Consider the following 6,879-nt stretch of genomic DNA (forward strand, 5'->3'; position numbering starts at 1 on the left):
ATTGGAGTCATGACCGACTTTTGCACGTTAGCAAATACTTGAGCTCTAGACTAGGGTATTATTAGGCAAAGTTGTCACCTATTACAGGTCACATTCAAGGTGAAGTCGATGTTATCCATTTTTGATATTTTTAAAATTGGCGTGGGCCCTTCTAGCTCACACACTAATGGGCCAATGATTGCGGGCTATCAATTTAGCCAAATCATTGCTGATTTAACGCAAGTGGCAAGAGTGCAGATTGACCTTTACGGTTCATTATCACTTACAGGACGTGGCCACCACACGGATCGCGCCGTGATATTAGGCCTGCTGGGCAATAAGCCTGACACCATCAAAATCACCAGCGCCAATCAAGCGCTAGCGCATGCTATTGAACACGGCGAGCTTAATTTAGCGGGAAAACAGCTCATTCCATTCCAGCTAAAAACAGACCTCCTCTTCCAAAATACTAATCTTCCCTTGCATGAAAATGGCATGACGATTACCGCTTTGGGAGCGCAAGGAGAAACGTTAGCCTTTGAAACTTACTACTCAGTGGGAGGCGGCTTTGTTGCTACTGCCAAAGAGTTGGAACACGGTAGTGCAAATGCATCCGTGGAGGTCGAATTTCCTTTTACTTCTGCTGATGAATTACTCTTTAAAGCCGAAAAACATGGCTTAAGTTTAGGCAGTCTCGTTTTGCGCAATGAAATAGCATTTCATGACCTTGAAACGATTAACCACAAAGCCGATCAAATCTGGAAAGTGATGTCGCTCTGCATGCAGCGCGGCTTTGAAACGGAAGGCATTCTCGAAGGTGGGTTGCATGTCACGCGCCGCGCACCAGCACTGCTCAAAAAGCTGGAAGCTAACGCGGCGATTGAAAGTGACCCAATGGAGATCATGGACTGGATTAACCTGTTTGCTTTCGCGGTCAGTGAAGAAAATGCAGCGGGAGGGCAAGTGGTCACCTCACCAACCAATGGCGCGGCAGGAGTGATACCCGCCGTATTAATGTATTACCACCGCTTTATCCGAGAGCTTGACACTAAGCAGTTGAAAGATTTCCTCGCCGTGGCTGGCGCTATTGGTATTTTATACAAAACCAATGCTTCTATTTCGGGGGCCGAAGTAGGCTGTCAAGGGGAGATTGGAGTCTCTTCCTCAATGGCGGCGGCAGGGTTGACAGCGCTAAGAGGTGGCAGCAACGAACAAATTTGCATGGCGGCTGAAATTGCCATGGAGCATTCATTGGGTATGACATGCGACCCAATGGGTGGCTTAGTGCAAGTCCCTTGCATCGAACGCAATGCAATGGGAGCCGTGAAAGCGATTAACGCTTCACGCATGGCCCTAAAACGGACCAGCAAATGCTTAATTTCTCTAGATAAAGTGATTGAGACAATGTACCAGACGGGGAAAGATATGAATCGGAAATATCGTGAAACCTCGTTAGGCGGCTTAGCGTTAATCCACCTATCACCACCTTGTGAATAGTAATACCGTTCAATCCTCATCAAGCCCTGTGTGAATACAGGGCTTATTTAAGCGGTAAATTCAGGAATGCGTAACTCTTGGTTCTGAGTAATCGCTTCTCGCTGCACAATCCACTGAAAGCTGAGCGACAACACACAAATCTCAACCGCACAAACCACTAACCAGAAGAGTGACAATAATAATGTCAATGGAAGAAAATGCAGATTAAACAAGGGCTGTAGTAGTGCATTGATGAGCATGGGGATCACACCTATCAGCACAAATAGTGCTTTGGCGTGGGGCTTTGACATTTGCCACGCGACACTCAAGCCTCTAGGTTGATGATCTAGTGCTGTTGCTGGCAAAACTAATGACCAGCGGGAGATAAACCAGCCAATAGGCAGCATTGCGGCATAGGTATAAAGCTGGATTAACCACATTGGCATCGTCACTATATTTGCCAGCGAGCCAATGATAAACATGGGTATGATTAGAATAGCAAACAGCATAGCTCCTAACGCAGCCCACCATCCAATAAAGCGCAATTCACGCGAACTTAAGTAAAAAATCGTGCTCAAACGGCAAGATTTTTCACCCAGCAGAACCAAACGATGCAAGCGCACTGTCGCCATCGTCGCCGTTACCGTATAAAGCATATAAATAATCGCATTCGTTAATGTGAACAACCGTTGTGGGTCATCAAGGTCAATAACGCTAATCGTGAAATAGAGATTCACCACCAAAAAAGGTGAAGATTGCAGCATGAGAGTCAGCCAATTTTTTTGGACTAATTTTAACGCGCTGACCACAATGTATTGGATCGGTAGCTGCTTAGATTTCATGAATCCATTCCCTGGAAAATAAGTAGGGTTAATATATCGAAAATAGACCTCACTTACCCTAAAAGCTCCGTGATGCCAATTCAACTAACCGCACTCATTGATAACAATATTATCGGTATCTCATATTGGTGACTCAGCAACGAGGCGCTATTCTGAATAAAGAGACAAGCGCTGACACTGAGGTATCTCACCGCATTTGAAGAGTTCATGCTAGAATGCGCCGAATTTGCGATGAGTTGCACTCAAAGTATTAGGGCGTAGCGCCTTACGATGAGAAAGCCATCGCTTGCTAACTGTTTTGACTTTTTAATTCTGAGAGCCCGCATGCCATTTTCCAACCTAGGATTGAGCGATCCAATCTTAAAAGCCGTTCACGAACTCGGCTATTCTGCCCCAACACCAATTCAAGAACAGGCAATCCCTGCCATTTTGACGGGTAAAAATGTCATTGCGGCAGCGCAAACCGGCACGGGTAAAACCGCTAGCTTTGTACTACCCATTTTGCAGATGCTTAGTCAAGGAACAACTCAGCGCGCCAAACGTGTTCGCGCATTAATTTTAGCGCCCACGCGCGAATTGGCTCTGCAAGTAGAAGAGAACATCACGCAATACGCAAAATATTTGCCCTTAACCTCGCTTGCAATGTATGGCGGTGTCGATTCACAAAAGCAAAAACAACGCTTGATTGAAGGGGTGGATATTTTGATCGCCACGCCGGGGCGCTTGCTTGATATGTATGGCCAACGCGCCGTTCATTTTGATGAGCTTGAAGTGTTGGTGATGGATGAAGCTGACCGCATGCTCGACATGGGTTTCATTGAAGACATCAACAAAATTGTTGATCGCCTGCCACTAAATCGTCAGAACTTGCTGTTTTCGGCGACCCTTTCTCGTCCAGTGCGCGAGTTGGCCAAATCAGCCATTAATGATCCGATTGAAATTGATGTCGCTGGTTACAACCGCACGCCAAATCAAATCGAGCAGTGGATTATCACTGTCGATAAAGATCAAAAATCTGCACTACTGAGCCATTTGATTACTGAAAACCAATGGCAGCAGGCGATGATTTTCATCGAAACCAAACACGGTGCGGCAAAGCTGGCGAGCCAACTGGAAAAGCGTGGCATTGCGGCAGAGGCGTTTCACAGTGGCCGTAGCCAAGAAGTTCGTGAAAAATTATTAGCCGATTTCAAAGCAGGTAAACTGCAATTTTTGATTGCAACGGGCGTTGCTGCGCGCGGTATTGATATTGATAACTTAGAAAGAGTGGTGAATTACGACTTGCCTTATCCTGCGGAGAACTACATTCACCGTATTGGACGAACCGGTCGTGCTGGCGCAACCGGTGAAGCAATTTCTCTCGTATCACGCGATGATTTTAAAAACTTGTGCATGATTGAAAGCCGCTTAGGACATTTGCTTGTGCGTAAAGAGATTGAAGGTTTCACACCGAAAAAAGACGTGCCTATTTCCATTTTAAATTACCACTTGAAAAAGCGTGATAACGAGCACTCAAGTGCACCGCGTCGTAGCCCTCGCCCTAAACAAGAAAAACGCTCATAAGCATAATGTTTCTTTACAAATCCCACCGCCCGGTGGGATTTTGTTGACTAAACCATCCCCGCATCACACTTTTACGCCTTCTTTCTCTCTACGCCCCAAAATCACTACTCAAGGATGATTCTGTCTTCATCAACTTCTATTAGCCTGCAACTCATCTCTTATTTATCGCACCCCATCATCGCTTAGGTTGACACGTTATGGCTTACAACAAATACACTATCTATCAAGTTTTCACGCGCTTATTCGGTAATACAAACCGCTGCAACACTCCTTGGGCAACGAAAGAACAAAATGGCGTCGGTAAATTGAGTGACTTCACTGACGATGCACTCAATGCCATTCATCAACTTGGGATCACTCATATTTGGTATACCGGTGTTTTACATCACGCACTGGTGGGTGATTACCATGCATGGGGAATAGAGAATGATCACCCAAGTGTTGTCAAAGGTAGATCGGGCTCGCCTTACGCCATTAAAGACTACTATTCGATAAACCCTGATTTAGCCGACGACCCAGCTCAGCGTAATTACGAATTTGAAGCCTTGATTAAGCGTACACACCAAGCGGGCATGAAAGTCATCATCGACATTGTCCCTAACCACGTGGCGCGCCAATATCAAGGGCTCAATAACCCTGTCGGGGTCAATGATTTTGGTGCAAATGATGATACCAGTGTGCAATACGCCAGGGACAATAACTTCTATTACCTACCCGACACCTGCTTTGAACTGCCAGATATTCCTACCTCATTGCTACCGTTGGGCGGTGAATGCCACCCAGATTTAGCCACCCCGTTTTACGAACACCCCGCAAAATGGACAGGCAATGGATCTCGTTTAGCCAAGCCGAACATCGATGATTGGTATGAAACCGTCAAAATAAACTACGGCATCAAGCCTGACGGAAGCAAAGATTTTACCGAACTTCCGCAGCAATACCGTTTCCTATCTCTCTTGGAACACGCCGTTTTCTGGCAAGACAAAAGCGTTCCAGATTCATGGCGTAAGTTTCGGGATATCGCTCTTTATTGGCTCGATAAAGGCGTCGATGGCTTTCGTTATGATATGGCCGAAATGGTACCGATTGAATTTTGGAGCTATCTCAACTCGGCGATTAAACTACACAACCCCGATGCTTTTTTAATGGCAGAGGTGTATCAGCCAGATTTATACCGCGATTATATCCAGCTCGGCAAAATGGACTATCTATACGACAAAGTTGACCTTTACGATTGTCTCAAAGCCATCATACAAGGACACGGTTCAACTAAAGAGATTGGGCGTATTGAACATCAACTGCGCGACATTGAGCATCACATGCTGCATTTCTTGGAAAACCATGACGAGCAGAGAATTGCCTCGCCTGAATTTGCAGTGGAAGCACATAAAGCACGCCCAGCCATGTTGATTTCAGCCTGTTTATCCAGCTCACCAACCTTGCTTTATTTTGGGCAAGAAGTGGGCGAACCAGGAGCGGAATATGCCGGCTTTGGCCAGCCTTCGCGCACCTCTATTTTTGACTATATCGGTGTTCCACAACACCAAAAATGGATGAATAACGGTGCATTTGATGGTGGCCAATTAAGCGAGAGCGGGAAACAGCTGCGCGATTTCTACTCAACATTACTGAATTTAGTCCAACAGAGCCCCGCACTGACCGGTGAATATCATGATCTGTACGCCGCCAATGTTGAACACTTCTCCGACCAGCAAGATTACTTATTTGCCTTTGCTCGCTCTAACCCGTCACAAAAGCTGATCATCGCAGCGAACTTCAGTGCCACAAGTGGCAAAACCGTAAAACTGCATTTACCTAAAGCATTGACCACTTATTGGCAGTTAACCTGTGGTGAGCACACTCTATTCGACCCGCTAAATCAACAAACGCTGACACTCTTCGTCAACGAACAAGAGAGCTATGTGATGATCGACTTCACCCCACTTTCGACCCATTTCATGGTTCTCAATAATATTTAAACCTCAAAGAGAGTCATTGGTCTTCTTTCAATACAACAAGCCAGCATCTTCATCGTGCTGGCTTGTTTTGCTAAACGCTATAGAGCTAAACGCTATAGAGCTAAACGCTATAAAGCTAAGCGCTCTAAACGCTCTAAACGCTCTAAACGCTCTAAACGCTATAAGGTTAAGGCTTGCTTTAAGTGACTTTCATTAACACGGGTTCTTGATCAGATTCCCGCTCATGCTGATTGGGCAAAATGCCTAAAGTATGTAAAAAGGTTTTGAGCATGATGGCGTAAATGAACATCATAGGAAGGCCTGCGACCACACAAAGCGACTTAATGGTTTCAATCCCTCCCCCAGCCAAAAATACACTTAAACTGATCAGCCCAATCGCACAGGCCCAAAGTAATTTTACTCGGTTATCGGGATCACCATTCAAAGCCAATTCATTGGTGGTGAGCATCGCCGTCGCAACACTCGCACTGGACATCGTGGTCAGCATCAATAAAAACTGAATGAGCAGAAATAGCCCAAGCACCCCATTTCCCCCAGGCAAGGTTTTTATCAATGAAACCACTGCGTAGGTTAAGCCACCTTCCGCCATCCAGCCCTGAACGGGTAAACCGCCCAACATTTGAGCCCACACCGCATAGCCACCAAAAATGGAGATAAAAAATGCGCAGCCCAAAGCGCCCATCGAGATGGTGTACAAAACCACTTCACGAATCGTTCGTCCACGAGAAATTCGCGTGATGAATAGGCCCATCATAATCAAGTACGCGTAATACCAAAACCAATAGTACTGAGTCCAGCCTTGTGCAAAACCACTTTGCTGAACAGGGTCTGTCCACAATGACATTCTAAAGAAATTATCCAACATCACGCCCAGAGAGTCAGTGAAACTATTAAGAATGAAAGAAGGTTGAGTCGCCAATAATACAAACAGGGTAAACAACACCGCCATGCTGACTGTCCAGTTAGAAATCATGTTGATGCCTTGGTTAAAACCAACCCCCATCACAGCCACTAACGCAGCCACAAAAAGCGGTCATGAC

General features: G+C 45.8%; 4 protein-coding genes and 1 pseudogene. 3 read left to right on the forward strand and 2 right to left on the reverse strand.

Going from position 1 to position 6,879, the window contains the following annotated elements:
- The first annotated feature begins 108 nt into the window (after positions 1 to 108).
- Positions 109 to 1,476, forward strand: a complete 1,368-nt coding sequence (locus VOR_RS0102475; protein WP_010318095.1) for an L-serine ammonia-lyase — start codon at positions 109 to 111, stop codon at positions 1,474 to 1,476.
- 47 nt (positions 1,477 to 1,523) lie between these two features.
- Here the strand turns inward: VOR_RS0102475 and VOR_RS0102480 are convergent, their stop codons facing one another.
- On the reverse strand, positions 1,524 to 2,297 hold the full coding sequence (locus tag VOR_RS0102480; protein WP_010318098.1) for a hypothetical protein: 774 nt from the start codon (positions 2,295 to 2,297) through the stop codon (positions 1,524 to 1,526).
- 324 nt (positions 2,298 to 2,621) lie between these two features.
- Here VOR_RS0102480 and VOR_RS0102485 point away from each other — a divergent pair, with 324 nt between their 5' ends.
- Positions 2,622 to 3,860 (forward strand): DEAD/DEAH box helicase, encoded by a 1,239-nt coding sequence (locus VOR_RS0102485; protein ID WP_010318100.1) that lies wholly within the window; start codon positions 2,622 to 2,624, stop codon positions 3,858 to 3,860.
- A 197-nt stretch (positions 3,861 to 4,057) separates the two neighbouring features.
- Positions 4,058 to 5,839: an alpha-amylase family protein gene (locus VOR_RS0102490; RefSeq protein WP_010318102.1), complete on the forward strand. Its 1,782-nt coding sequence runs from the start codon at positions 4,058 to 4,060 to the stop codon at positions 5,837 to 5,839.
- A 178-nt stretch (positions 5,840 to 6,017) separates the two neighbouring features.
- On the opposite strand, the pseudogene VOR_RS16615 reads toward VOR_RS0102490, so the two are convergent.
- A pseudogene (locus tag VOR_RS16615) lies at positions 6,018 to 6,869 on the reverse strand (BCCT family transporter); the annotation flags it as partial.
- Positions 6,870 to 6,879: the final 10 nt, after the last annotated feature.

The sequence above is a fragment of the Vibrio ordalii ATCC 33509 genome (assembly GCA_000257205.1).
Classification (GTDB): domain Bacteria; phylum Pseudomonadota; class Gammaproteobacteria; order Enterobacterales; family Vibrionaceae; genus Vibrio; species Vibrio ordalii.

Bases quoted from the DNA above. Each gene is read 5' to 3' on its own strand.
- VOR_RS0102475 (WP_010318095.1), top strand. From the start codon at position 109: ATGTTATCCATTTTTGATATTTTTAAAATTGGCGTGGGCCCTTCTAGC.
- VOR_RS0102480 (WP_010318098.1), bottom strand. From the start codon at position 2,297: ATGAAATCTAAGCAGCTACCGATCCAATACATTGTGGTCAGCGCGTTA.
- VOR_RS0102485 (WP_010318100.1), top strand. From the start codon at position 2,622: ATGCCATTTTCCAACCTAGGATTGAGCGATCCAATCTTAAAAGCCGTT.
- VOR_RS0102490 (WP_010318102.1), top strand. From the start codon at position 4,058: ATGGCTTACAACAAATACACTATCTATCAAGTTTTCACGCGCTTATTC.